Source organism: Sphingomonas sp. 3P27F8 (genome assembly GCF_005502745.1).
GTDB lineage: Bacteria > Pseudomonadota > Alphaproteobacteria > Sphingomonadales > Sphingomonadaceae > Sphingomonas.
The window spans coordinates 148,556-172,452 of the sequence record NZ_SCNL01000002.1 but is presented as its reverse complement, the minus strand read 5'-3'; the positions used below and the strand labels follow the sequence as shown (position 1 = coordinate 172,452).

Sequence of the window (23,897 nt, the reverse complement as noted above, 5' to 3'; positions counted from 1 at the left end):
CAAGGCTCACGAAGCGCCGATGTTGGCGGTCCATCACGCAAAGAGAGTTTTCCATGCATAATCCGTTCGACACCGGTGATTTCGCGGGCAAGCTGGCCAGCGCGGGCCTTGGCCTGCAGCAGACCCAGGCGGGCCTCGTGCCAATCGTCATCGAGCAGTCGAACCGCGGCGAGCGCTCGTTCGACATCTTCTCGCGCCTGCTGCGTGAGCGAATCGTCTTCGTCACTGGCGGCGTGGAGGATGGCATGGCCAGCCTGATCACCGCGCAGCTGCTGTTCCTCGAATCGGAAAATCCGAAGAAGGACATCTTCATGTACATCAACTCGCCGGGCGGGGTCGTCACGGCGGGCATGGCGATACATGACACCATGCAATATATTCGTCCGCGCGTCGGCACCGTCTGCATCGGGCAAGCTGCGTCGATGGGCAGCTTCTTGCTCGCTTCGGGTGAGCCAAAGATGCGCGTGGCGCTCACCAACGCGCGAATCATGATTCACCAGCCTTCGGGCGGGGCGCAGGGAATGGCGGCGGACATCGAGATCCAGGCGCGCGAAATCCTGCGGATGCGTCACTTCCTGAACACTCTCTACGCTAAATATACGGGCAAGCAGCTCGAAGAGATCGAGAAAGCGATGGATCGTGACAAGTTCATGTCTGCCGATGAGGCCAAGGAATTTGGGCTGATCGACGAAGTTTTCGATAAACGGCCCGCTCCCGCGGACGACGTCCAGGCGGCGGCCTGAGTATTAGGCACTTTCAGGCATTGCCGTTTTATGACGGGCCGGGTTACGGTGCCCGGCCCGAAAGTCGCTCTCATACTGGGAGCGCGAAAGGATCGATTGAATGACGAAGCTCTCCGGCGGCGACTCCAAGAGCACCCTCTACTGCTCGTTCTGCGGCAAATCGCAGCACGAGGTGCGCAAGCTTATCGCCGGCCCGACGGTCTTCATCTGCGACGAGTGCGTAGAGCTGTGCAACGACATCATTCGTGAAGAGACGAAATCCGCGCTCGTCTCCAAGAAGGATGGCGGCGTACCCACGCCGCAGGAAATATGCGACGTGCTCGACGATTACGTGATCGGTCAGAAGCAGGCGAAGCGCGTGCTTTCTGTCGCGGTGCACAATCACTACAAGCGACTCAATCACGGCGCAAAAGGCGCGGACGTCGAACTCGCCAAATCGAACATCCTGCTCGTCGGCCCGACCGGCTGTGGCAAGACGCTGCTGGCCCAGACGCTGGCGCGCATCCTCGACGTGCCGTTCACCATGGCCGATGCGACAACGCTGACCGAGGCCGGATATGTCGGCGAGGACGTCGAGAATATCATTCTCAAGCTGCTTCAGGCGTCCGACTATAATGTCGAGCGGGCGCAGCGCGGCATCGTCTATATCGACGAAATCGACAAGATCAGCCGCAAGGCCGAAAACCCCTCGATCACCCGCGACGTTTCAGGTGAAGGCGTTCAGCAGGCGTTGTTGAAGCTGATGGAAGGCACGACCGCGAGCGTGCCTCCGCAAGGCGGGCGCAAGCATCCACAGCAGGAATTCCTGCAGGTCGACACGACGAACATCCTGTTCATCTGTGGCGGCGCTTTCTCGGGGCTGGAAAAAATCATCGGCGACCGCCTGCAGGGCAAGTCGATCGGTTTTGGCGCTTACGTGGCTGCGCCGGAGGAAAGGCGCACCGGCGAGATGCTGCGCCAGACCGAGCCGGAGGATCTGCTCAAGTTTGGTCTGATCCCGGAATTCGTCGGCCGACTGCCGGTGATCGCGACACTCGAGGATCTCGATATCCCGGCGCTCGTCAAGATTCTTTCCGAGCCGAAGAATGCACTGGTAAAGCAGTATCAGAAGCTGTTCGAGATGGAGGAGGTGAAGCTTGGCTTCACCGACGACGCGCTCGTTTCGGCCGCCAAGAAGGCGATCGAACGCAAGACTGGCGCGCGTGGTCTCCGCTCGATCCTTGAGGCGATTTTGCTCGATACGATGTTCGACCTGCCAGGGATGGAAGGCGTCGACGAGGTGATGATCGACAAGGATGTGGTGGAAGGTCGCAAGGAGCCGATCCGCGTTTACGCGGAGAAGAAGAAAGCGGGCGATGCCGCCTGATAGTTTTCCAGTCTGAACACGAATAACGGGCGTCGCGATGAGCGGCGCCCGTTATTGTTCGGGGGGCGGCTTCGATCGCCCAATGCTGATCGCTATTCCATCGTCACACCTGCGACCCGCCATTCACCGTCCTCGCGTTCCAATGTCACGGTTTCAAGAACGTTTGCCTTGTTTGAGAAGGTGGTTCGGAATCTGACCACTTCATAACCGTTCGGAGGGGCGGCGAAATTCTCCTGACTGATTAGGGTGCGGGTGACAATCGCGCCAAGAGGCGCTCGCGCTCTTTCAGATGTCTCCTTCCATAGCTGGAGCGTATTCGCCTTGCGGAAGAAGCTATTTGTCGCCCGATAGCTATCGGACCATTGTCTTTGATCGATCGAGTTGAGCCAGTTCCGCGCGAATTCGACGACTTCGGCATCCGGCGTTCGATCCTGTGTCGCCGGTGACGGCAGCGAATTGAAGCCGACATTCGATATTCCCGCGAATGCCAGCAATCCAAGCGTAAGGGTCATGACAATAGCTCCTGCGATCAAGGGATAGCGGAATGACCGCTTCGCGCCGCGAACCGGCGCACCGCCCTGATCGGCTGGGGAGACGATCGTGCCATCCCCGAAAATCACGTGTCCAACTGATTTGGAGCTAATGCCGACACCATCCCCGATTTCCGCTTCAAGCAACAGTCGCGCTGCCTCACGACTGCTCGATACGGCCATCTTTCGCCGCGCGTCCCGAAGTCTCTCGTTGACCGTGTGCACCGACAGCCCGAGACTACGCGCCATCGATTTTGCGTCGTGCCCGCGGACGATCAGGCGGAGCGTCTGTTTCTCTTTTTCGGAAAGCGCCCAGAAATTTTCTTTGTCAGGCATATTCATACCGAGACGGAATTAAGATGCGCGGCTGAGCGCAGCTACCCCGAAAAATTTGTGCTTCGTCGGCGAGTTGCAGCGGGGTTCCTTCCGATCCTCCAACGGAGCTTCGGCTGCGAATTCGGCCGGCCCGGTCAAATGGGTGGAAAGATTCGCCCGCGTCATGCATTCGTTACCTGGACGCAGCGGGAGGATTGATGAGCGCCGAAGACAGCGCCTTGACAGAAGAACGAGGGTCGAAAGGTGGCGGGATCGACCTGCCCTGGTGGTCGATCGCGTTTCCGATCCTGGCCATTATTGCCGTGCCGCTTGGCCTGGCGAAGATGGGCACGATCGGCGTGGTGGTCGCGGCGATTGTGCTGATCGGCAGCGTATTGGCGGCTGTGCATCACGCTGAGGTGGTAGCGCACCGTGTTGGCGAACCGTTTGGCACACTCGTGCTCGCGGTCGCGGTGACGGTGATTGAGGTGTCGCTGATCGTCAGTCTGATGATGTCCGAAGCGGGCGATGCCTCGGCCCTCGCACGCGACACGGTATTTGCTGCGATCATGATCATCCTGAACGGCATTGTCGGCATTTGTCTGCTCGCGGGCGGTGTCCAGTTTCGCGAGCAGCGTTTCTCGCTGCGCGGCGTTTCCGCGGCGCTCAACGTACTGGTGGCGATGGCGGTTCTCACGCTGGTATTGCCTAACTATGTCGATAGCGCACCGGGGCCGACTTATGCGCCATCGCAACTCGTGTTTGTGGCGGTGGTCTCGCTGATCCTCTACGGCACGTTTGTCCTGGTGCAGACGGTTCGGCATCGCAGTTATTTCCTGCCGGAGGGCGACGCGGAAGAGGAGCACGTCGAACCTCCCGCGATGCGCACGGTGTGGACGGCTTTCGGCATCTTGCTTATCGCGCTTTGCGGCGTGGTGCTGCTGGCCAAGGGGCTGGCGGCGACGGTGGAGAAAGCGGTGCTGGAGGCCGGACTGCCGCTGGCCATGGTTGGCGTCGTAATCGCGGGTGTCGTACTCGCGCCCGAGAGCCTGGCAGCGTATCGCGCGGCGCGTCGGAATCGCCTGCAGACCAGCCTCAACCTCGCGCTCGGCTCGGCGCTGGCGACCATCGGACTGACGATCCCGAGTGTCGCAGTCGTGTCTCTATTGCTCGGCTTGCCACTGGCGCTGGGCATCGGGGTTAAGAGCCTGACGCTGCTGGTGCTGTCGCTGTTCTCGATCACGTTGTCGCTGGGCACTGGGCGCACCACGATCCTTGGCGGCGTGGTGCATCTCGTGATCTTTGCGGTTTATCTGTTCGTCACGGTGGTGCCATGACGATCTGCACGGCCGGTAACGCCGATCGGGACATGGTGGCCGCGATGCTGGCGCGTGCCTTTCAGGATGACCCGGCGACATCGTGGATACTGCCGGACCACGCTGATCGCGCACGCCGCCTGCCGCGATTGTTCCGCTTGCTGTTCGACGGAGACGCGGGCGGGATGCGGCTGATCACGCCGGGGGGAGAGGCGGCGACTTTGTGGCGCGGGCCGGGTCAGGCTGACATTTCGCTGTGGGAGATGGTGCGCAACGCGCCCGCATTGCTGCACGCGCTTGGCATGGCTGGCGCGCGACGTGCGTTGCTAGTGTCCGGTGCAATCGCGGCGCATCACCCGCCGGGTGATTACTGGTACCTGCATATCGCGGGCTGCGATCCGGCGATGCAAGGCAAGGGGCTCGGCGGCCTTGCGGTGCGGGCTGGCCTGCAGCGCGGTGCTGGACGTTTGCCAGCTTATCTTGAGACGGCGACGGAGCGTAACCTCGGATTCTATCGCGCGATCGGGTTCGAGATCGTGGACGAATGGAATGTGCCGAACGGTGGTCCGCGCTTCTGGTCGATGCTGCGTCCGGCGGGGTAGGGGCCAGTTTCAGCTTCTGCCGGCAATTGCTGCGCTTGGTCCGATATCGTTTAAATGCGCTTGAAGCATATGCGGTGGTGAAAGTTGACGCCAAGAGCATCGATCCATCAGCTGAGTGACCAGCGAATTTCCAACCTGCGAGAATTGGCGAAACGTGTTCGGGTGATCGAGGATGAACTGGGCGCGTCCTGGTAGCGGCGTTGCGAGATTGTTAAGTCTGCCTGGCATCAGGCAGCGTCTCTTTTTCTGGCGGCGACGCGACCACCGCGTTGGTGGCTAGCATCGTCGTCGGCCTGCGATACCCCACAGCAAGATTGATGCATCGCGCTGCATCACCATATAAGCCGAAAGAGCCGCCCTCATTCTGGCGGCTGTGGAGTATCCATGAGCCAGACCTATCCCGTTCTTCCGTTGCGCGACATCGTTGTGTTTCCGCAGATGATCGTGCCGCTGTTCGTCGGTCGCGACAAGTCGGTCGCCGCGCTTGAGGCGGCGATGGCGGGCGATAAGGAGATCTTCCTGGTCGCGCAGCTCGATCCCGCCCAGGACGATCCCAAGGAGGACGATCTTTACGATATCGGTGTCACCGCTACCGTGCTGCAACTGCTCAAGCTGCCCGACGGCACGGTTCGCGTTCTTGTCGAAGGCAAGACGCGCGGCCGGCTCGGCGGCCTTATTGAAGTGGACGGATATCTTACCACCCAATCCGTACCCGTCGAGGAGAAGGCGGCCGATGGCCTGGAAACGAGCGCGCTAATGCGCTCGGTAGTGGATCAGTTCGATAATTACGCGAAGCTAAACCGCAAGCTGCCGGCGGAAACATCCGTGCAGCTTGGCGAAATCGAGGAGGCCTCGCGGCTTGCCGATGCAGTTGCAGGCAATATCGCGATCAAGGTTGCCGACAAGCAGTCGCTGCTGGTGGAACTGGATCCGGTCAAGCGGCTGGAGATGGTCTACGCCTTTATGGAGGGCGAGCTCGGCGTTCTGCAGGTGGAACGCAAGATCAAGAGTCGCGTCAAGCGTCAGATGGAGAAAACGCAGCGCGAATATTATCTCAATGAACAGCTGAAGGCGATTCAGCGCGAACTCGGCAACGAAAGCGATGACGGCGATGGCGACGAGATCGCCGAGCTCACCCAGAAGATCGCGACGCTGAAGCTCTCCAAGGAAGCGCGGACCAAGGCTACCGCAGAGTTGAAGAAGCTCAAGACGATGGCGCCAATGTCAGCCGAGGCGACCGTCGTGCGAAACTATCTTGACGTGCTGCTCGGGCTGCCATGGGGCAAGAAATCCAAGCTGAAGAAAGATATCGCTGCGGCGCAGGCAATCCTGGACGAGGATCATTACGCGCTGGAGAAGGTGAAGGATCGTATTGTCGAATATCTCGCCGTGCAGGCGCGGACGAACAAGCTGAAAGGGCCGATTCTGTGTCTCGTCGGGCCGCCCGGCGTCGGCAAGACATCGCTGGGTAAGTCGATCGCCAAGGCGACCGGGCGCGAATTCATCCGTCAGTCGCTTGGCGGCGTTCGCGACGAGGCAGAGATCCGGGGGCATCGGCGCACGTACATCGGGTCGTTGCCGGGAAAGATCGTTACCAATCTTAAAAAGGCTGGTGCGTCGAACCCGCTGTTCCTGCTCGACGAGATCGACAAGCTTGGGCAGGATTTCCGTGGGGATCCCGCATCTGCGCTGCTCGAGGTTCTCGATCCCGAGCAGAACGGCAAGTTCAACGATCACTATCTGGAGATCGACATCGATTTGTCGGACGTGATGTTCGTCACCACGGCGAATACGCTGAATCTGCCGCAGCCGTTGCTGGATCGGATGGAGATCATCCGGCTGGAGGGCTATACCGAAGACGAGAAGGTAGAGATCGCCGAGCGTCATCTGATCGCGAAGCAGATTGAGGCGCATGGTTTGAAGGAAGGCGAGTTCGCGCTGACCAACGAGGGGCTCCGCGCGCTCATCCAGCGTTATACGCGTGAGGCGGGGGTTCGGACGCTGGAGCGCGAAATAGCGAAACTCGCCCGCAAGGCGTTGCGCCGTATTCTGGAGGGCAAGGCGGAATCGGTGACGATCACGCCTGATAATCTCCACGAATATGCTGGTGTGCAGAAATTCCGCCACGGCTTGTCCGAGCAGGAAGACCAGATCGGCGCCGTCACGGGTCTCGCCTGGACCGAGGTGGGCGGCGAATTGCTGACGATCGAGAGCCTCACGGTGCCGGGCAAGGGGGCGGTGAAGACCACCGGCAAGCTGGGCGACGTGATGAAAGAATCGGTGCAGGCCGCCTTCAGTTTCGTTCAGGCGCGCGCGCCGTCGTTCGGGATCAAACCGAGCCTGTTCCATCGAAAGGATATCCACATCCATTTGCCGGAGGGCGCGGTGCCGAAGGATGGGCCGTCGGCGGGCATCGGCATCGTTACGTCGATCGTCTCGACCTTGACCGGCATTCCAGTGCGGCGCGAGGTGGCGATGACCGGCGAGGTCACGCTGCGCGGTCGGGTGCTTCCGATCGGGGGGCTCAAGGAAAAGCTGCTGGCTGCGCTCCGCGGTGGCATCACGACGGTGCTGATCCCGGAGGAGAACGAGAAGGATCTGGCCGAAATCCCGCAAAACATTCTCGATGGGCTCAAGATCGTGCCAGTCGGGCATGTCGACGAGGTGCTCAAGCTCGCACTCTCAGCGCCGCTTGAAGCGATCGACTGGACGGATGCGGACGAGCTCGCCGCGTTACCACTTGCGCCGATCGCGCCGGCGGGCGGCGAGTTGCATCACTGAGCGGTACTGGCGCGGATGATCGATCGATCCGCCGTTTGGTGACGTCGCAGCGGATTCGTTTGACAGCGGCGAAACCACGCGCCTTACTGCGTCGATCGGCCGCGCGCCGCGAATCCATTATCAATTAATCCGTTTTTCCAGCCATTGGGGGGTCACTGGGCATGAACAAGCAGGAACTGATCGCGGCGGTGGCGAATGCCTCCGGCCTCGGCAAAGGCGATGCCGGCCGGGCCGTCGAAGCGGTATTCGATACCATCTCGGGCAGCCTGAAGAAGGGTGACGAAGTGCGTCTCGTCGGCTTCGGCACCTTTGCGGTGTCCAGGCGCAAGGCCTCCACCGGGCGCAATCCGCGCACCGGCGAGCCGATGACGATCAAGGCTTCCAGTCAGCCGAAATTCAAGGCCGGCAAGGTTCTGAAGGACTCGCTCAACTGAAATGATCTGACGGGCTGGACAGGCAGGATCGCCGCGCCTAAAGGCCCGCTTCCGGTTTAGTCGCTAGCGGCGGCCGGGCGCGTAGCTCAGCGGTAGAGCACACCCTTCACACGGGTGGGGTCACAGGTTCAATCCCTGTCGCGCCCACCATTTTAAGCCCGTCGGTCCCGCGACCGACGGGCTTTTTGCTGCAGTTGCGGCGATTTGTCCCAAATTGGGGCGTAGCGCTTTGGGGCGCCCGTAAAACGGTTAATTCTGTTGAAACATTTTGCGGGTCGGCTAGTTCTCGTGGGCAAGTGAAAAGCGAACAGGTCGCGAGTCGAAATTGGTCGAATAGGGAGGCCCTAATGCGTACATACCTGACGATTGCCGCTATCGCGGCTGCCGCCATGGCCGTCCCGGCCAATGCGGCGCCGGTTATCACGTCTGCCGCGGTAACGGGTCCTTCTGGAACCGTGTGGAACACCGCTGTTGACGGCTATTACACGCTGTTCGTTCAGCACCCGTACGGCACCACGCTCAACCCGAACGATAACTTCAGCTCCGCGCCTGTCGGTGCAGCAGGAGATTCGGATTACCAGGTGGCGGGCGATGGCTGGCCGCTGGGTGCCAAGTTCGGTAACTCGGACCCGTTCTATAACATAACGGTGGCTCTCACGGAGAACAATGTTACCAAGACGCTTACCGGCGTGTTCACCGAGGCAACGGGAACTTTTACCGCGATCAACGGCGTGGCGAGCTTCTCGAATGTTGATTACACGCTAACCGACTTCAACTGGGTGCGTGGTCTGTCGAACATTGTTGGTTCGTACAGCGTTGGCAGTGCGGTTTACGCCGGTCAGCCAATTGGTTCGAAGTCCGATTACCAGGGCGCGTTCACCATCAGTGCTTCCCCGGCGGTTCCAGAGCCTGCCACCTGGGCATTGATGATCGTTGGTTTTGGCGCGGTAGGTGCCACGATGCGTCGTCGCCGCTCGGTCGCTGCGATCGCCTAATCCTGGAATAGTATTGAGATTGAGCCGGCCGGTCGAAAGATCGGCCGGCTTTTTTGTTTTAATTCGACGAGGTCTGCAGTGGCGATTGCGCGCGCCCGATTTGCGCTGCGGACACCATAAGATCGCGTTTGAGCGTTTGCAGGACCGACGCACCCGTTGACGAGTGCCCGCTTCGGGCCGGATGACAGCTAGCTCGACAGAGAATTATTTACACGAGCGGGCCTTCGCGGGATAGGGTCATTTCTTCCGGCTGTGCGGGGAATGGTCACGCCACATGAAATTGACGTTTGACGCCCGCTCGCGAGCGATTTTGAGACGATTACCAGCCGTCAACATCTATTCGATGCTCGAAATCATTTTGCTCTTCGCTTTTGCCGTACAGGTTGCGCGGTTGGCGTGGGGGCTCGTCACACCTGTTGGCCCACTTGGTGAATGGCATCCTGCTAGTCCGACGATCCCGGCAGTCCCGATGGAAGCGCTTCGTGGTGCTGATCCGTTCTATCGGGCGGGTGGACAGGCTGATGGCGCACCGGCTGTGGTTACTTCTCTGCGCCTCACGCTGTTCGGGACCACGACCAACGAGGTTACCGGGCGAGGATCCGCGATCCTGTCCGGCCCGGACGGAGTGCAGAAAAGCGTAGCGGTTGGGGAAGAGGTTATTCCAGGGGTTCAGCTGAAAGAGGTGGCTTTCGATCATGTGACGATTGAGCGCGGAGGTGTGCGCGAGGATTTGTTCCTTGATCAGTCCGGCACTGCGGCTTCCCCCGGGGCGGTCTTCCCCCCTGCTGCTGCGGTTGCGCCAAACGGCGCGCCGGGCGAGGCAATCAATATCCGTAAGTTTCAGTCCGAGGTCGGCTTTGTGCCCCGTATCGATGGCGGGCGGATAACCGGGCTTGTTGTGCGGCCACAAGGTTCCGGCGCGTCGTTTCGTGCCGCCGGGTTGAGAGAGGGCGATATTATTACCGCGATTGCAGGTCGGCCGGTAAACAGTCCGGCCGATTTCGATAGCATTGCAACGGGCCTTGCTGACGGCGGCACCCTGGCACTTACAGTGCAGCGAAACGGGCAGACCGAAACGATCTCCATTCCGGTGGCGGGCCGATGAGGCTGGTTTCTCTCGCAACCGCGCTTGCGCTGGCTTTGGCAGCACCGGTGTATGCCCAGACCACCCTTAATGTGCGCGATGCGGATATCCGCGCCTTCATCGCCGATGCTGCGAAGGTTACGGGGCGCGTCTTCATCATCGATGGGCGGGTGCAGGGCAAGGTTACGGTGGTTACGGACCGGCCGTTAAGCAGATCGGAATATTTCGAGGTATTCCTTTCGACGCTTCGCGCCAACGGGCTGGTCGCCGTGCCGACCAGCAACGGGGCTCTACGTGTACAGCCGCTGGACAACGCAGCGGCGCAGCCCGGCCGCGTCGGCCTCGCCGGGGCGGCGCGTAACCAGTTCGTCACCGAGATCGTCCGCCTACGTTCGATCGATGCGCAGAGCGCGGTGGACACGGTGCGTCCGCTGGTCAGTCCCCAAGGATCGGTGACCGCCAACCGAGGTGGCAATTCAATCGTCGTCGCGGATTTCGCGGATAATATCCGCCGCGTGCGGGAGGTTTTGCAGCGGATTGACAACGATAACGCCTCGACGCGCGTGATCGCGCTGAAGAATGCGGGCTCGCGCGATATCGCGACCGCGCTTCAGGGGCTGATCGGTACGCCGGCACAGGGCGGCGGCCAGCAGACGACGGTGGTCGCGGTCGAAGGGGCAAACTCGGTCGCGTTGCGCGGCGACCCCTCAACCGTGGCGCGGCTGTCGCAGATAGCGTTGGATCTTGACCAGAAAGCCAAGAGCGGCACTGAGATTCGCGTCGTTTTTCTCGAACATGCCGACGCGGCGCAACTGCTGCCGGTGCTGCAGCAACTCGTGGGACAGACACCGGATCAAATCCCGCAAACCACACTGACGCAATCGAATTTCGGCGCATCATCGTCGTCCACCTCCGGCCGCTCGGGCAGCAGTGCGCCTTTGGCATCGACTGGATCGCAGGGGCAGGCGGCGCCGGGGAGCGGTAATAGCGGCCAGGCGGCGATTTCGACGCAGGGCGGGCGGGCGCCGGCGGTGGTGACACGGTTCGTCGGCGCCAACGCGATCGTGATCGCCGCACCGGCGGACATCCAGCGACAGCTTTCGGAAGTCGTGCGACAGCTCGATACCCGCCGCGAGCAGGTGCTGGTGGAGGCGATCGTCGCCGAGGTTTCGGACACGACGGCCAACAAGCTGGGCTTCCAGTTCCTGATCGGCAGCCTGAAGGGCGGCGCGTTCGGCGCCACCAGCTTTTCCAATTCGGCGCCGAACCTGTTGACGATTGCGGGCGCGATCGGCGCGCGCCAGCTCGCGACGACGACAACGACCGTGAACGGCAGCACGACCGTTACCACCACCAACAACACGATCAGCGACGCGCTGGCGCAACAGGCGGTCAACTCGATCCTCGGCGCGGGCGGCGCGTTCGCCGGTTATGGCGGCCAGATCGGGGACACGATCTTCGGCTCCATCATCAACGCGGTGAAATCCGACACCACCTCGAACCTGCTCCAGTCGCCGAGCCTCATCACGCTCGACAATCAGGAGGCGCGCATCCTGGTGGGGCAGGAAATCCCGATCACGACCGGGCAGGCGCTGAGCCAGAATTTCGACAACGCCTTCCGCACCGTGCAGCGCGAGAATGTGGGCATCCAGCTCGAGGTGCGCCCACAGGTCAACTCGTCCGGCTCGATCAAGCTGTTCCTGCACCAGCAGGTCAGCTCGATCGCCGGGCCGGTATCCAGCGACAATTCCGACCTGATCCTCAACAAGCGCGAGGTGGAGACGACGCTGACGGTGGATGACGGGCAGATCGCGATCATCGGCGGCCTGCTGGACGATAACGAGCGCCGCACGATCGAGAAGATCCCCCTGCTCGGCGACATACCGGGGCTGGGGCAGCTCTTCCGCTCGAAGGCCAAGACCCGCACCAAGACCAATCTGATGGTGTTCATCCGCCCGACCATCCTGCGTTCGGCGGACGACAACCGCAAGGTGACGGAGCAACGCTATGGCTATCTGCGCCTGAAGCAGGGGATGCAGGACCCCGCGCGCGAGCCATCGATCGACGAACTGGTGCGCGACTATATGGGTGCCGCCCCGCCGATCCCGCCCGCGCCGGTGCCCGGCAACATCGAGGATCCGCGCGTCAACGTGCCGGTGCAGCGCAATTCGACGACGATCCTGAAGCGCGGGAAACCGAAATGAGCGACGCGGGCGGCCAGCCCGGGTTCGAGAGCGCCGAGGCCTCAGCGCCCGCACCGGCGGTGATCGCGCCCGTGCAGCTTCCCTATGGCTTCGCACGCCGCTTTGGCGTGATCCTCGACGGCGCCAGGGTGGCATTGCGCGAGGGCGCCGATCCGAGGGCGCTGATCGAGGTGCGCCGGGCGGTGGGGCATCCGTTCGATGTCGAACGGCTCGACCAGGCCGCCTTCGACCGGCTGCTCAGCGACAATTACGCGATGGACGGCCAGGCCACGGCCCTGGCGGCGGTGGGCATGGGCGATGAACTCGATCTGCTCGCGGACGGCATCCCCACCGCGGAGGATCTGCTCGACACCGCCGATGACGCCCCGGCGATCCGCCTCATCAACGGCGTGATCGCCGATGCGGCGCGGCATGGCGTGAGCGATATTCATGTCGAGCCCTACGAAACCGGCCTTGTCGTGCGGATGCGGATCGATGGCGTGCTGCGCGAAACGCTGCGCATGCCGCCGCATGTCGCGCCGGTGGTGGTCAGCCGCATCAAGGTGATGGCGCGGCTCGACATCGCGGAACGGCGCGTGCCGCAGGACGGGCGCATGGCGCTGACGCTGGGCGGCAAGCTGCTCGACGTGCGCGTCTCGACGCTGCCGAGCCGCGCGGGCGAACGCGTGGTGCTGCGTATCCTCGACAAGGACAATGCCGGGATCGACCTCGATTCGCTGGGCATGAGCAAGCGGATGCACGCGCTGATCGAAAATGCGATCCGCGAACCGAACGGCATCGTTCTCGTCACCGGGCCGACCGGCAGCGGCAAGACCACCTCGCTCTACGCCGCGCTGCGCATGCTGAACGACGGCAGCCGCAATATCCTGACGGTCGAAGACCCGGTCGAATATGCGGTGGACGGCGTGGGGCAGACGCAGGTGAACCCCAAGGTGGGGCTTACGTTCGCCGCCGGGCTGCGCGCGATCCTGCGGCAGGACCCCGACGTTGTGATGGTCGGCGAAATCCGCGATCGCGAAACGGCGGAGATCGCGGTGCAGGCATCGCTGACCGGGCATCTCGTGCTTTCCACCGTCCACACCAACGATGCGATCGGCGCGATCACGCGGATGCGCGACATGAAGGTGGAGCCGTTCCTCCTCGCGTCCACGTTGCGCGCCGTGGTGGCGCAGCGGCTGGTGCGGCGGCTGTGCCCTGCCTGCCGCGTGGCTGTCGAGGCGGACGATGTGGTCGCGCGGATGCTCGGCATCGCGCCGAAGTCCACCGTCTATGAAGCGCGTGGTTGCGAGGCGTGCGGGCATAGCGGCTACAAGGGCCGGATCGGCGTGTTCGAGGCGGTGCGGGTGGACGATACGATCCGCCGCCTCATCAACGAGGGCGCGGACGAGGCGGAGATCGCGCGCCACGCCTTCGCCGTGAGCGAAACGCTGGCAGACGCCGCGCGCGGGCTGGTCGAGCGCGGCATCACGACGCCGGAAGAGGCGGTGCGGGTGTCGCGGCATGACGCGATGGATGTGGCGGAGAGCATCGATGAATGATCGCCGCCGCCGGCCCGCCCGGCATGGCTGATTTCGACTATGTCGCGATCGACACGCGCGGAAACGAAACGCGCGGTCAGATCGCCGCCGTCGATGCGGACACCGCACGGGCGATGCTCGATCGTCGCCGGCTCTATGTCGTGCGGATCGATGCGGGAACCGCGCAGCCGGGCCGGGGAAGGCCGCTGTTCGGGTTGCAATTGCTGCGCGGCCGGATGTCGTCGAAGCAGCTTACGCTCTTCACGCGGCAGCTCGCGACGCTGAACCGGGTGGCGCCGCTGGAAGAATCGCTGCGCACGATCACGCGCCAGACGGAGCAGGAGAGCGTGCAGGCGATCGTCGCCAATGTCCATGCGGGCGTGGTCGAGGGCCGGCGGCTGGCGGACGCGATGGCGCGGGAGGCGCGCAGTTTTCCGATATTGTATCGCGCCATGGTATCGGCCGGCGAAAGCTCCGGCACGTTGCCGACGATACTCGACCGGCTGGCGATCCTGCTCGAACGGCAGGCGGAAATACGCGGCAAGATCCTGACGGCCATCACCTATCCGGCGATCCTGGCGATCGTTGCGATGGGGGTGGTGCTCGCGCTGATGGCGTTCGTCGTGCCGCAGGTGGTGGAACAGTTCGACACGGTCGGCCAGCAACTGCCGCTGCTCACGCGGATCGTGATCGGCCTGTCGAACCTGTTGGTCGGCTGGTGGTGGCTGATGCTGCTGGTGCTGGCGGGGCTGGCGGCGCTCGCATGGGCGGCGCTGCGCCAACCGGCGATCCGGCTGCGCTTCGACAGCTGGGTGTTGCGCGTGCCGTTGCTGGGCCGGCTGATCCGCGATCTCCATGCGGCGCGGATGGCGCGAACGCTCGCCACGATGGTGGCGAGCCGGCTGCCGCTGATGGAGGGGCTGGCGCTGACGACGGGGACGGTGCGCAACCGCCGGCTGCAACTCGCGACGGAGGAGATCACGATCGCGATCCGTGGGGGCGGCAGCCTTTCGGGCGCGATGCGGCGGAGCGGCGTGTTCCCGCCGCTGCTGACCTATCTCGCCGCATCGGGCGAGGCGGCGGGGCGGCTGGACGAGATGCTGGAGCGCGCGGCCGATTATCTGGAGCGCGAGTTCGATCGCTTCACCGCGACCGCGCTTTCGCTGCTCGAGCCTGCTATCATCGTCGCGATGGGCGGTGTGGTGGCGACGATCGTCCTGTCGATCCTGCTGCCGATTCTCCAGCTCAACACGCTCGCAGGCCAATGAGGAAGTCCATGATTACCAAGGAAGAACGCCGCCGCCGTCGCCGCGAGGAAGGCTTCACGCTGGTGGAGCTGATGGTGGTGATCGTCATCATCGGGCTGCTGGCCACGATCGTCGCGCTCAATGTACTGCCCTCGGGCGATACCGCCCGCATCCAGAAGGCCAAGGCCGACATCGCCAATATCGAGCAGGCGCTGGAATTGTACAAGCTCCAGATCGGCACCTATCCCACGACGACGCAGGGGCTGGGCGCGCTCGTTTCCGCCCCGCAGGGCGTGGACGCGGCGCGCTATCAGGCGGGCGGCTATCTGAAGAAGCTGCCCAACGATCCGTGGAATCGCGCCTATCTGTATGCGGCCCCGGGCAAGCATTCGGCCGCCGATGTCTGGAGCCTTGGCGCCGACGGCAAGGAAGGCGGCGAGGGCGTCGATGCCGATATCGGCTCCTGGGAATAGGGCCGCGAACCGCGCCAGCGCCCCGGCGACCGCACGGTCGTCTGCCGGACGCGGCGCAATCGCTGCGCCCGGTTCCGTCGAGCGGGGGGGCGCACCGCGCGGACGCTCCGCGCAACATGGCTTCACGCTGATCGAGCTGATGGTGGTGGTGCTGGTGATCGCGCTGGCATCGACGGCGGCGGTGCTGGCGATGCCGGATCCGCACGGCCGGGTGATCGACGAGGCGGCGCGATTTGCGCTGCGGGTGCGCGCGGCGCGCGACGGGGCGATCGTCACCGCTCAGCCGACCAGCGTATGGGTGACACCGGGCGGCTATGGCTTCGATCGCTGGGACGGCGGACGCTGGGTGGCGATGGACGACAAGCCGCTGAAGGTCGCGCAATGGGGGCGGGGCACCAGCGTGTCGATCGGCGACCGGGTGCGCGTGATCTTCGATACCACCGGCATGGCGGATCGCCCGCTGTCGATCCCGCTGCTGCGCGAGCGCGCCCGTGCCACCGTGACGATCGGCGCCACCGGGGCGGTGCAGGTCGATGGCTGAACGACGCACGGGAGACGGCTTCGCACCTTGGAAGCGCTCCGCCGAACACGGTTTCACGTTAATCGAGATAATGGTTGCGCTGGCGGTGTTCAGTCTCGCCATACTGGCGCTGATCCGGCTGGAGGGCGCGACGATCCGCTCGACCGGCACGCTCGATTCGACGCTGCTCGCGCAGACGGTCGCCCGCAATGTCGCGATCGATGCGGTAACGGACGGGCGGCCCCCGCTCGCCGGCAGAAGCGAAGGGAACGAACGGAACGGCGGGCGGGACTGGCATTGGGTGCGCGACGTGCGCGCGATCGGCGACGGGCAGGTGATGCGCATCGACGTGTCGGTGACCGATCGCGACGGTCGCGTGATCGGCCGCCTCATGATGGTGCGGCCGGAAGCGATCGCGGCGCCATGAGAGCGCTGCCTCCCCAGCGTTCCGCCGAACCCGGCTCCGGGCTTTTCGAGCGTTCCGCCGAACACGGCTTCACGCCTTTCGAGCGTTCCGCCGAACACGGCTTCACGCCTTTCGAGCGTTCCGCCGAACACGGCTTCACGCTTGTCGAGGTGATGATCGCGCTGCTGATCTTCGGCATGATCGCCGCCGCCGGAGTGGCGATGCTGTCCTTCAGCATTCGTGCGCAAGATGCGGCTGGCGCGCGGCTGGATGATATCGGCGCGATCGAGCGGCTGTCCTCGATCCTCGGCGCCGATCTGGCGCAGGCGATGGACCGGCCGACCCGCGACGAGCGCGGGCTGCGTCTGCCGTCGTTCGCGGGCAATGCCGGCGGGCTGCGGCTGGTGCGCGGCGGATGGAGCAATCTGGACGAGGCGCCGCGCCCATCGCTCCAGAAGGTGGAATACCGGCTCGACGGCGACACGATCGACCGGATCGGCTACCCGATGCTGGACGGGGCGGACCCCTATCCGCCCGGCGCGATGCTGGAGCGCGTGAAGGCGATCACGCTGCGCTATCGCTTCAACGGCGCATGGAGCGATCGCTGGGACGGCACGCAGGGGGCGCCGCTGCCCCATGCGGTGGAACTGGTGGTCACACGGCGTGACGGCACGTTGCTGCGCCAGCTGTTCCTGGTGGGCACCGGCTATGCGCCCAGGAAGAGTGGTGGCCGTGCCGGCTGAGCGCGAACGCGGCGCCGCGCTGCTCACGGTGTTGCTGCTGGTCGCGGTGATCGCGGTGATGGCCGCGACCGGGCTGGAGAAGCTGCGGCTCGCGACGCGGCTGGGAAGCAACGCGATCGCGCTCGATCAGGCGCGCGCTTATGCCCAGGCGGTGGAGGCGCTGGCGACGACGCGGGTGACGGCGCTGCTGAAGCAGGACGCGACCCGCGTTACGCTGGCGGGGGGGTGGAGCGGACGCCCCTTCGCGCTGCCGGTGCCGGAGGGGACGGCGGTGGCGATCGTCACGGATGGCGGCAATTGCTTCAATCTCAACAGCCTCGTCACGCCCGAGCCGGACGGACGCTATATCGCCAACCCATCCACGGTGGAGCAGTTCGGGCGGCTGCTGCGCCTGCTGAACCTTTCGAACAGCGCCGCGATCGCCGCCGCCGCCGCCGACTGGATCGACAGCGACGATACGCCGCTTCCGGGCGGCGCGGAGGATCCCGCGTATCTGGGCGGCCAGCCCGCCTATCGCACCGCGGGAACGCTGATGGCCGACCCGAGCGAGCTGCGCGCGGTCGCGGGCGTATCGGCGGAGGCTTATGCCAGGCTGCGTCCATGGATCTGCACAATCCCGCGCGCCGAACGATCGGTGATAAACGCCAATACGCTTTTGCCCGACCAGGCGCCGCTGCTCGCGATGCTGCTGCCGGAAGGAGCCGGCATGGCCGGCGCGCGCGCGATCCTGATGCGCCGGCCGCCGGCAGGATATGCGAACCGCGACGAGCTGTGGAAAGCCGCGGGGCTGGCCGCGGTCACGCCCGATCCGGCCGCGCGCGATCAGGCGGACGTCACCTCGCGCTGGTTCGCGCTGCGCGTCGACGTGGCGCTTCGCGGCACCACGTTGCGCGAACGCGGGCTGATCGACGCAAGCGCTCTTCCCGCGCGGCTCGTATCGCGGCAATGGGGGGAACAGTGACGATCGCGACGCTGCTCTTTCTGCCGCCCCGCATGGGGGAACCGTGGCGCTGGCTGCGGATCGAGGGCGATGTGGTCGCCGAGCGGGGCACCGGCGTGCCGGTGGCCGATGGCGCGCCGATCGTGGCGGTAGCGCCCGCCGATGCGGTGACGCTGCATTGGGCGAGCCTGCCGGATCGCTCGCTGGCGCAGGCGGCCGCTGCCGCGCGGATCGTGGTGAGCGAGGCGAGCGCGACCCCGCAGGAGGGGCTGCATGTCGCGGTAGGGGTGCCGGATGGCGGCGATCGCCCGATCGGCGTCGTCGCGATCGAACGGATGCGGGAGTGGCTCGATTCGCTGCGCGCGATCGGAATGGACCCGGCGGTGCTGCTTCCCGCGCCGCTGCTGCTGCCGCCGGTCGAGCAAGGGTTCGTGCGGGCCGACCTCGGCGGGCAGGGCGTGGTGCGCGGGCAGGCGGCCGGGTTCGCCGACGAAGCGGGGCTGACCGAATGGGTCACTGGCGGCATCGCGCCCATGCTCATCGCCGGTGAGACGCTTGAACATGCGCTGGCCCACGCTGCGGCCAATCCGTCGCTCAACCTGCGGCAGGGGGCGTTCGCGCGCCGCCGCCGGCACGCGATCGACTGGGCGATGGTGCGCCGGGCGGCGCTGCTTCTCGCGCTGCTGCTGCTCTCGACGCTGGCGATCGATCTGGTGACGATCGCGCGATATTCGCTGGCGGCAAGCCGCGTGGAGGCGCAGGCCGACGCGATCGCGCGACAGGCGTTGCCGCGCGGCGCGGCCGAACGCACCGATCCGGCCCAGGCGCTCGACGAGCGGCTTTCGCGCCTGCGTGGGCCGGGGCAGGGCTTCACGCGCACCACCGCCGCCGTGGTTTCGGCGGTGCGGGCGACCCAGGGCGTTGAGATTGCGGCGCTCGATTTCCAGCCGAACGGCGATCTTCTCGTTACCGTGACCGCGGATGGCGACGCGCAGACGAGCGCGCTTCAGGCGCGCTTGCGGGAGGCTGGTTTCGGGGTAAGCGGCGGCACGTTCGAAGCCGCCGGCGGCCGGCTGAAGGGGCAGATCACGGTGACTTCGCGATGACGGCGCTGCGGAGCTGGTTCGATTCGCGCGCACCGCGCGAGCGCTGGCTGATCCTCGTGATGATCGCGCTGTTCGCGCTGACGATCGTGTGGGCCGGCGTGATCCGTCCGGTGCGCGACGGGCTCGCGTCAGCGCACGAGCGATACAATGACGCGGTAATCCGGCGCGGCGAAACGCAGGCTCGCGCCAACGCGGTGCATGCGATTCTGCGCGGCCATCCGCAGCCGCTGGGCGCGCCGCTGCCCGATGCCGTGCGCGAACGCGCCGATGCGGCTGGCTTTACGCTCGGCACGGTCGATCCCGGCGGGGATAATGTGCGCGTCGTGATTCCCAGCGCCAAGGCCGCGCCGCTGCTCGGCTGGCTTGCCGGAATGGAGGGAGACGGCGTGCTGGTCGATGCCGCGACGATCACGGGCAATGGCGACGGCACGGTCGCCGCGCAGCTCACGCTGAAGGCGCGCCGGCCATGATGCGCATCCGCCTTTCCACCGGACGCGGTACGCTGTTTCTCGCGGCGCTTGTCGTGGCGCTGATCGCGCTGCTGCCGATGCGGCTGGCGCTGGCCTGGTTCGGCCTGGCGGAGGCGGGGATGAGCGCGCGCGAGGTGCGTGGCAGCATCTGGTCGGGCGCGCTGACGGAGGCGCGGTTCGGCGATATCGCGCTGGGCGATCTTTCCGCCCATGTCTCTCCCCTGCAACTGCTGCTCGGGCGCGCGCGGGTGTCGCTCGCGGCGCCGGACAGTACGGGCGCCGCCCGCGTGACCGGCGCAATCGACGTGACGCGCCACAGCGTGGGCCTGAACAACCTTACCGCCAGCCTGCCGGTCGGCAGCGCCTTCGCCCCGGTGCCGGTGCGAACGCTGGAGCTCGAGGGCGTGAACGTCGGCTTCACCGACGACAGCTGCACCCACGCCGACGGCCGCGTACGTGCGGTGCTGAGCGGCGATGTCGCGGGCCAGCCGATCCCCCCGTCGATGAGCGGCACCCCGCGATGTGACGCGGGCGCGCTCCTGCTGCCGCTCACCAGCCCGGCGGGTGAGGGCTCTACGATCCGCATCTGGCCCGATGGGCGCTATCACGCCGACCTCACGCTAGCGGGCGGCGATCCCGCGCGCGCGGCGCGCTTGCAGGCGTCGGGCTTCGTCGAAACGCAGCACGGCTGGCAGCTCGCGATCGAGGGACGGTTCTGAGCGACGCGGGCCGCGTGCAACCGCAATCGCATTCTGATAGCTTGACCAGATGCCCGCACCACCGCTAGGGGCGCGCATTCCTTGCGGCGATCGTAGCTCAGTTGGTTAGAGCATCGGTTTGTGGTACCGAGGGTCGCGGGTTCAAGTCCCGTCGATCGCCCCATTTTCCCTCATCATAGCGAATTGGCTGGCGTTTGGCCGTCCATAACTTTATTGCGCCCATCGGTGTTTTTCTTGCGCGCTAGGTGAGATTGCGATGACCATCGACTGGGGCTTTCCGGATTTTGACGCCCATGAGGGCGTTCACCTGTTCACCGATCCCGGCTCGGGCCTTCACGCGATCATCGCGATCCATTCCACCACGCTTGGCCCGGCGGCGGGCGGCGTTCGCTTCTGGCATTACGCCTCCACCGATGGCGCGATCACCGATGCGCTGCGCCTGTCGCGCGGGATGAGCTACAAGAATGCGATGGCCGATCTCGCGCTGGGCGGCGGGAAGGGCGTGGTGCTCGCCCCCGCGGCCGGCGCGACGATCAGCGAGGCGCAGCTCAAGGCGTTCGGCCGCGCGGTCGAATCGCTGGGCGGCCGCTACGTGACCGCCGAGGATGTCGGCATGTCCGAGGCGCGCATGAAGGTGATCGCCGGCGAGACGCGCTATGTCTCGGGCCTGCCGGTCGCGAGCGGCGCGGCGGGCGGCGATCCCGGGCCATACACGGCGATGGGCGTCTATCTCGGCGTCAAGGCGGCGGCGAAGCGCGGGCTTGGTGCCGGCGACATGAAGGGCGTGCGGATCGCGGTGCAGGGGGTAGGCTCCGTCGGCGGCGGTGTCGCGCGGCTGCTGGCGAACGACGGCGCGATCCTGACGATCGCGGACGTGGACCGGGCGCGCGCCGAGGCGCTGGCGGCGGAGATCGGCGCGAACGTCGCGTCAACGGATGAGATCCTGTCGCTCGATGTCGATCTGGTCAGCCCCAATGCGCTGGGCGCGATCCTCGACGAGGCATCGATCGCCGCGATGAAGGCCAAGGTGGTCGCCGGCGGGGCGAACAATCAGCTCGCCACCAGTGCCGACGGGCGGCGAATCCACGAACGGGGCATTCTCTATACCCCCGATTACGTCATCAACGCCGGCGGGATCATCAACGTCGGGCTGGAGTATCTCGGGCAGGGCGACGAGGCGGAGGTGCGCGCGCGGATCGCCCGCATCCCGGATCGGCTCAATCAGGTGTGGGACGAGAGCGAGGCGAGCGGGGCGCCCGCGTCCGAAGTGGCGGATCGGATCGCGCAACGGCTGATCGGGCGCGGCTGACCATCTCAGCCGATCGTCGGGGGGTGACGCCCGGGCGATCTTGCCATATTGGCCCAGCATCGTGCCCGCGCTCCACGCCTTTGCCAATCCAGCCCGCTTCCTGAAGCTGGCGCGACCGCTCACCCCGGTGGCGACCTGGCTGGGCGTGGCGCTGATCGCGATCGGCTGCTGGGCCGGGCTGACCCAGACCCCGCCCGACTATCTGCAGGGCGAGACGGTGCGCATCCTCTATATCCATGTGCCCGCCGCGTGGCTCGGCATGGGCGGGTGGAGCGGGATCGCGCTGTCGAGCACCGCCTTCCTCGTCTGGCGCCATCCGCTCGCGGACGTGGCGGCGCGGGCGATCGCGGTGCCCGGCGCCGCCTTCGCGCTGATCTGCCTCTTCACCGGGGCATTATGGGGGCGGCCTACCTGGGGCACCTATTGGCAATGGGACGGGCGGCTCACCTCGATGCTGCTGCTGTTCTTCGTCTATCTCGCCTATATCGCGCTCGCCCGCGCGGATCGCGAGCGCGGCGGCGACGGGCGGATTCCGGCACTGTTCGGGATAGCGGGCACCGTGCTGTTGCCGATCATCCGCTATTCGGTCGTCTGGTGGAACACGTTGCATCAGGGGCAGAGCATCGGGCTGACCGGCTCGAAGATCGCTCCCGAACTGCTATGGCCGCTGCCGATCATGCTGGCCGGCTTCAGCCTGCTTTTCATCGGCATCGTCCTGATGCGGATGCGCGCGATCCTGGCGACGGCCAAGGCGGAGGCGCGGCTGCGCCGGAAGGCGGCGGCATGAGCCCGTGGCCCTTCGTCATGGCCGCCTATGCCGTCACGCTGGGCGGCGCGGCGCTCGTCGCTTTGTGGAGCTGGCGGGCGATGCGGAAGGCGGAGAAGTGAAGGCCAAGCATCAGCGGCTGACGCTGGCGCTGCTGGCGCTCGCGGCGGTCGTCGGCGCGGCGTTGCTCGCGCTTTCCGCGCTCAAGGATCAGGCAGCGTTCTTCTACGCGCCGTCGGACGTCAGCGCGCAGACGCTGCCACTGGGAAGGGCGGTGCGGCTCGGGGGTATGGTGCAGAACGGCTCGATCAAGCGCGCGGGCGACGGGGTGACGATCCATTTCGTCGTAACCGACGGCAAGGCGACCACCCCGGTGACGTTCACCGGCATCGCACCCGATCTGTTCAAGGAAAATTCCGGCGTGGTGGCGGAAGGCGAGTTCCGCCCCGACGGCTCGTTCGTCGCGAGCAATCTGCTTGCCAAGCACGACGAGAAATACATGCCCCCGGAAGTGGCGGGCAAGATGCACGAAACGAAGACGCTGGAGCAATGAGCGGCTATCTCACCCTGGCGCTGTTCGGGCTGCTGGCATTTTCGGCACTTGTCATCTTCCGGTTGCCGCGCGTCCTGTGGTCGATCGCCGGCGCCGCGCTGTTCCTCGGTGCGGCGGGCTATGCGTGGCAGGGGCGGCCCGGACTCGCTGCGCATCCCGCCACGCCGACGACCGAGCCGATCGCGGTGGAGCCGGCCGTGATCGCCCTGCGTGACCGGATGATCGGGCGCTACACCGCCGACACCGCCTATGTGATGGCATCGGACGCGATGCTGCGCACCGGCGATACCGCCGCCGCCACCCAGGTCGTGCTTGGTGGCATTCGGGCGATTCCCGGCAGCTACATCCTGTGGACCCAGCTCGGCACCAATCTGGCGCTGCATGACGGCAACCAGATGTCTCCGCCCGCGCTGGCGGCGTTCCGGCAGGCGATTCGTCTCGCGCCGCGCCATCCGGCGCCGGTCTATTATATGGGGCTCGCCTATGTCCGCGCCGGGAATCTCCCGGCGGCGCGCCCGCTGTGGAAGCGGGCGGCGCTGCTGTCCGCGCCCGGATCGGACTATGGCAAAGAGATCGTGCGCCAGTTGATAATGCTCGATCGGGTGCTGGCATTGCCGCTACGGAATCCGGGTCAGCGCTGAACAGCTTGAAACCGGCGGCGACGGGCCCGGCCATCGCGGCCCGCCGCGCTGTTGCGGGCCCAATGGGGCCGTGCTAGGCGCGCCGCTTCAACAGGTGATTGCAGGCTATCTGCCGTG

The 23,897-nt window shown here is 65.3% G+C and carries 24 protein-coding genes and 2 tRNA genes; 25 read left to right on the top strand and 1 reads right to left on the bottom strand.

The annotated features are described in order from the left end of the window. The first annotated feature begins 53 nt into the window (after positions 1-53). Positions 54-743, top strand: a complete 690-nt coding sequence (locus FFS35_RS03410) for an ATP-dependent Clp protease proteolytic subunit (RefSeq protein WP_137785717.1) — start codon at positions 54-56, stop codon at positions 741-743. Between the two features lie 100 nt (positions 744-843). Next, a complete protein-coding gene (gene clpX, locus FFS35_RS03405; RefSeq protein WP_137785716.1) occupies positions 844-2,109 on the top strand; it encodes an ATP-dependent Clp protease ATP-binding subunit ClpX in 1,266 nt (421 codons plus the stop codon). A gap of 92 nt (positions 2,110-2,201) precedes the next feature. On the opposite strand, the gene FFS35_RS03400 is transcribed toward clpX, so the two are convergent. After that, the gene (locus FFS35_RS03400; RefSeq protein WP_137785715.1) at positions 2,202-2,981 is read right to left on the bottom strand and encodes a DUF4019 domain-containing protein; all 780 of its coding nucleotides are present in this window, start codon (positions 2,979-2,981) and stop codon (positions 2,202-2,204) included. A 191-nt stretch (positions 2,982-3,172) separates the two neighbouring features. On the opposite strand from FFS35_RS03400, the gene FFS35_RS03395 reads away from it, so the two are divergent. From FFS35_RS03395 to FFS35_RS03285, 23 genes are all read left to right on the top strand, one after another. Beyond that, positions 3,173-4,291: an ionic transporter y4hA gene (locus FFS35_RS03395; protein WP_137785714.1), complete on the top strand. Its 1,119-nt coding sequence runs from the start codon at positions 3,173-3,175 to the stop codon at positions 4,289-4,291. Further along, positions 4,288-4,872, top strand: a complete 585-nt coding sequence (locus tag FFS35_RS03390) for a GNAT family N-acetyltransferase (RefSeq protein ID WP_137785713.1) — start codon at positions 4,288-4,290, stop codon at positions 4,870-4,872. The genes FFS35_RS03395 and FFS35_RS03390 overlap by 4 nt, the downstream gene beginning before the upstream one ends. Positions 4,873-5,256: 384 nt before the next feature. Next, positions 5,257-7,653, top strand: coding sequence for an endopeptidase La (gene lon / locus FFS35_RS03385; protein ID WP_137785712.1), 2,397 nt, complete (start codon positions 5,257-5,259; stop codon positions 7,651-7,653). Between the two features lie 161 nt (positions 7,654-7,814). Further along, positions 7,815-8,087 carry an HU family DNA-binding protein gene (locus FFS35_RS03380; protein WP_137785711.1) on the top strand — a complete coding sequence of 91 codons (273 nt, stop codon included), beginning with the start codon at positions 7,815-7,817 and terminating at the stop codon, positions 8,085-8,087. 75 nt (positions 8,088-8,162) lie between these two features. After that, positions 8,163-8,237, top strand: a tRNA-Val gene (locus FFS35_RS03375). Positions 8,238-8,434: 197 nt separating this feature from the next. Beyond that, a complete protein-coding gene (locus tag FFS35_RS20275) occupies positions 8,435-9,082 on the top strand; it encodes a PEPxxWA-CTERM sorting domain-containing protein (protein ID WP_249341428.1) in 648 nt (215 codons plus the stop codon). A gap of 274 nt (positions 9,083-9,356) precedes the next feature. Continuing rightward, positions 9,357-10,187 (top strand): type II secretion system protein N, encoded by an 831-nt coding sequence (locus tag FFS35_RS03365; protein ID WP_137785710.1) that lies wholly within the window; start codon positions 9,357-9,359, stop codon positions 10,185-10,187. Next, positions 10,184-12,370 carry a type II secretion system secretin GspD gene (gene gspD / locus FFS35_RS03360; RefSeq protein WP_137785709.1) on the top strand — a complete coding sequence of 729 codons (2,187 nt, stop codon included), beginning with the start codon at positions 10,184-10,186 and terminating at the stop codon, positions 12,368-12,370. The genes FFS35_RS03365 and gspD overlap by 4 nt, the downstream gene beginning before the upstream one ends. Beyond that, complete coding sequence (gspE, locus tag FFS35_RS03355) at positions 12,367-13,908, top strand: type II secretion system ATPase GspE (RefSeq protein WP_137785708.1); 1,542 nt, start codon at positions 12,367-12,369, stop codon at positions 13,906-13,908. Before gspD ends, gspE begins: the two co-directional genes overlap by 4 nt. 23 nt (positions 13,909-13,931) lie before the next feature. Beyond that, entirely contained in the window at positions 13,932-15,155 is a 1,224-nt protein-coding gene (gene gspF / locus FFS35_RS03350; RefSeq protein WP_137785939.1) for a type II secretion system inner membrane protein GspF, read from the top strand. Positions 15,156-15,163: 8 nt separating this feature from the next. After that, positions 15,164-15,607 (top strand): type II secretion system major pseudopilin GspG, encoded by a 444-nt coding sequence (gspG, locus tag FFS35_RS03345; protein ID WP_137785707.1) that lies wholly within the window; start codon positions 15,164-15,166, stop codon positions 15,605-15,607. Then, positions 15,582-16,148, top strand: coding sequence for a GspH/FimT family pseudopilin (locus FFS35_RS03340; protein WP_137785706.1), 567 nt, complete (start codon positions 15,582-15,584; stop codon positions 16,146-16,148). The genes gspG and FFS35_RS03340 overlap by 26 nt, the downstream gene beginning before the upstream one ends. Further along, on the top strand, positions 16,141-16,554 hold the full coding sequence (gene gspI / locus FFS35_RS03335; protein WP_137785705.1) for a type II secretion system minor pseudopilin GspI: 414 nt from the start codon (positions 16,141-16,143) through the stop codon (positions 16,552-16,554). The genes FFS35_RS03340 and gspI overlap by 8 nt, the downstream gene beginning before the upstream one ends. After that, a complete protein-coding gene (gene gspJ, locus FFS35_RS03330) occupies positions 16,551-17,276 on the top strand; it encodes a type II secretion system minor pseudopilin GspJ (protein WP_137785704.1) in 726 nt (241 codons plus the stop codon). Before gspI ends, gspJ begins: the two co-directional genes overlap by 4 nt. After that, a complete protein-coding gene (gspK, locus tag FFS35_RS03325; protein ID WP_249341427.1) occupies positions 17,260-18,237 on the top strand; it encodes a type II secretion system minor pseudopilin GspK in 978 nt (325 codons plus the stop codon). The genes gspJ and gspK overlap by 17 nt, the downstream gene beginning before the upstream one ends. Beyond that, the gene (gspL, locus tag FFS35_RS03320) at positions 18,234-19,322 is read left to right on the top strand and encodes a type II secretion system protein GspL (RefSeq protein ID WP_249341426.1); all 1,089 of its coding nucleotides are present in this window, start codon (positions 18,234-18,236) and stop codon (positions 19,320-19,322) included. Before gspK ends, gspL begins: the two co-directional genes overlap by 4 nt. Then, positions 19,319-19,792: a type II secretion system protein GspM gene (gspM, locus tag FFS35_RS03315; protein ID WP_137785703.1), complete on the top strand. Its 474-nt coding sequence runs from the start codon at positions 19,319-19,321 to the stop codon at positions 19,790-19,792. The genes gspL and gspM overlap by 4 nt, the downstream gene beginning before the upstream one ends. Further along, the gene (gene gspN / locus FFS35_RS03310) at positions 19,789-20,511 is read left to right on the top strand and encodes a type II secretion system protein N (RefSeq protein ID WP_137785702.1); all 723 of its coding nucleotides are present in this window, start codon (positions 19,789-19,791) and stop codon (positions 20,509-20,511) included. Before gspM ends, gspN begins: the two co-directional genes overlap by 4 nt. Positions 20,512-20,597: 86 nt before the next feature. Further along, positions 20,598-20,674, top strand: a tRNA-His gene (locus tag FFS35_RS03305). Positions 20,675-20,767: 93 nt separating this feature from the next. After that, entirely contained in the window at positions 20,768-21,820 is a 1,053-nt protein-coding gene (locus FFS35_RS03300; protein ID WP_137785701.1) for a Glu/Leu/Phe/Val dehydrogenase dimerization domain-containing protein, read from the top strand. Between the two features lie 61 nt (positions 21,821-21,881). Further along, a complete protein-coding gene (ccmC, locus tag FFS35_RS03295; RefSeq protein ID WP_137785700.1) occupies positions 21,882-22,607 on the top strand; it encodes a heme ABC transporter permease CcmC in 726 nt (241 codons plus the stop codon). A 97-nt stretch (positions 22,608-22,704) separates the two neighbouring features. Continuing rightward, positions 22,705-23,139 carry a cytochrome c maturation protein CcmE gene (ccmE, locus tag FFS35_RS03290; protein ID WP_137785699.1) on the top strand — a complete coding sequence of 145 codons (435 nt, stop codon included), beginning with the start codon at positions 22,705-22,707 and terminating at the stop codon, positions 23,137-23,139. Further along, on the top strand, positions 23,136-23,780 hold the full coding sequence (locus FFS35_RS03285) for a hypothetical protein (RefSeq protein WP_137785698.1): 645 nt from the start codon (positions 23,136-23,138) through the stop codon (positions 23,778-23,780). The genes ccmE and FFS35_RS03285 overlap by 4 nt, the downstream gene beginning before the upstream one ends. The last annotated feature ends 117 nt before the right edge of the window (positions 23,781-23,897 follow it).

What these genes read in the sequence shown, in the direction of transcription:
- FFS35_RS03410 (WP_137785717.1), top strand. Translation starts at nt 54, where the DNA reads ATGCATAATCCGTTCGACACCGGTGATTTCGCGGGCAAGCTGGCCAGC.
- clpX (WP_137785716.1), top strand. Translation starts at nt 844, where the DNA reads ATGACGAAGCTCTCCGGCGGCGACTCCAAGAGCACCCTCTACTGCTCG.
- FFS35_RS03400 (WP_137785715.1), bottom strand. Translation starts at nt 2,981, where the DNA reads ATGAATATGCCTGACAAAGAAAATTTCTGGGCGCTTTCCGAAAAAGAG.
- FFS35_RS03395 (WP_137785714.1), top strand. Translation starts at nt 3,173, where the DNA reads ATGAGCGCCGAAGACAGCGCCTTGACAGAAGAACGAGGGTCGAAAGGT.
- FFS35_RS03390 (WP_137785713.1), top strand. Translation starts at nt 4,288, where the DNA reads ATGACGATCTGCACGGCCGGTAACGCCGATCGGGACATGGTGGCCGCG.
- lon (WP_137785712.1), top strand. Translation starts at nt 5,257, where the DNA reads ATGAGCCAGACCTATCCCGTTCTTCCGTTGCGCGACATCGTTGTGTTT.
- FFS35_RS03380 (WP_137785711.1), top strand. Translation starts at nt 7,815, where the DNA reads ATGAACAAGCAGGAACTGATCGCGGCGGTGGCGAATGCCTCCGGCCTC.
- FFS35_RS20275 (WP_249341428.1), top strand. Translation starts at nt 8,435, where the DNA reads ATGCGTACATACCTGACGATTGCCGCTATCGCGGCTGCCGCCATGGCC.
- FFS35_RS03365 (WP_137785710.1), top strand. Translation starts at nt 9,357, where the DNA reads ATGAAATTGACGTTTGACGCCCGCTCGCGAGCGATTTTGAGACGATTA.
- gspD (WP_137785709.1), top strand. Translation starts at nt 10,184, where the DNA reads ATGAGGCTGGTTTCTCTCGCAACCGCGCTTGCGCTGGCTTTGGCAGCA.
- gspE (WP_137785708.1), top strand. Translation starts at nt 12,367, where the DNA reads ATGAGCGACGCGGGCGGCCAGCCCGGGTTCGAGAGCGCCGAGGCCTCA.
- gspF (WP_137785939.1), top strand. Translation starts at nt 13,932, where the DNA reads ATGGCTGATTTCGACTATGTCGCGATCGACACGCGCGGAAACGAAACG.
- gspG (WP_137785707.1), top strand. Translation starts at nt 15,164, where the DNA reads ATGATTACCAAGGAAGAACGCCGCCGCCGTCGCCGCGAGGAAGGCTTC.
- FFS35_RS03340 (WP_137785706.1), top strand. Translation starts at nt 15,582, where the DNA reads ATGCCGATATCGGCTCCTGGGAATAGGGCCGCGAACCGCGCCAGCGCC.
- gspI (WP_137785705.1), top strand. Translation starts at nt 16,141, where the DNA reads ATGGCTGAACGACGCACGGGAGACGGCTTCGCACCTTGGAAGCGCTCC.
- gspJ (WP_137785704.1), top strand. Translation starts at nt 16,551, where the DNA reads ATGAGAGCGCTGCCTCCCCAGCGTTCCGCCGAACCCGGCTCCGGGCTT.
- gspM (WP_137785703.1), top strand. Translation starts at nt 19,319, where the DNA reads ATGACGGCGCTGCGGAGCTGGTTCGATTCGCGCGCACCGCGCGAGCGC.
- gspN (WP_137785702.1), top strand. Translation starts at nt 19,789, where the DNA reads ATGATGCGCATCCGCCTTTCCACCGGACGCGGTACGCTGTTTCTCGCG.
- FFS35_RS03300 (WP_137785701.1), top strand. Translation starts at nt 20,768, where the DNA reads ATGACCATCGACTGGGGCTTTCCGGATTTTGACGCCCATGAGGGCGTT.
- FFS35_RS03285 (WP_137785698.1), top strand. Translation starts at nt 23,136, where the DNA reads ATGAGCGGCTATCTCACCCTGGCGCTGTTCGGGCTGCTGGCATTTTCG.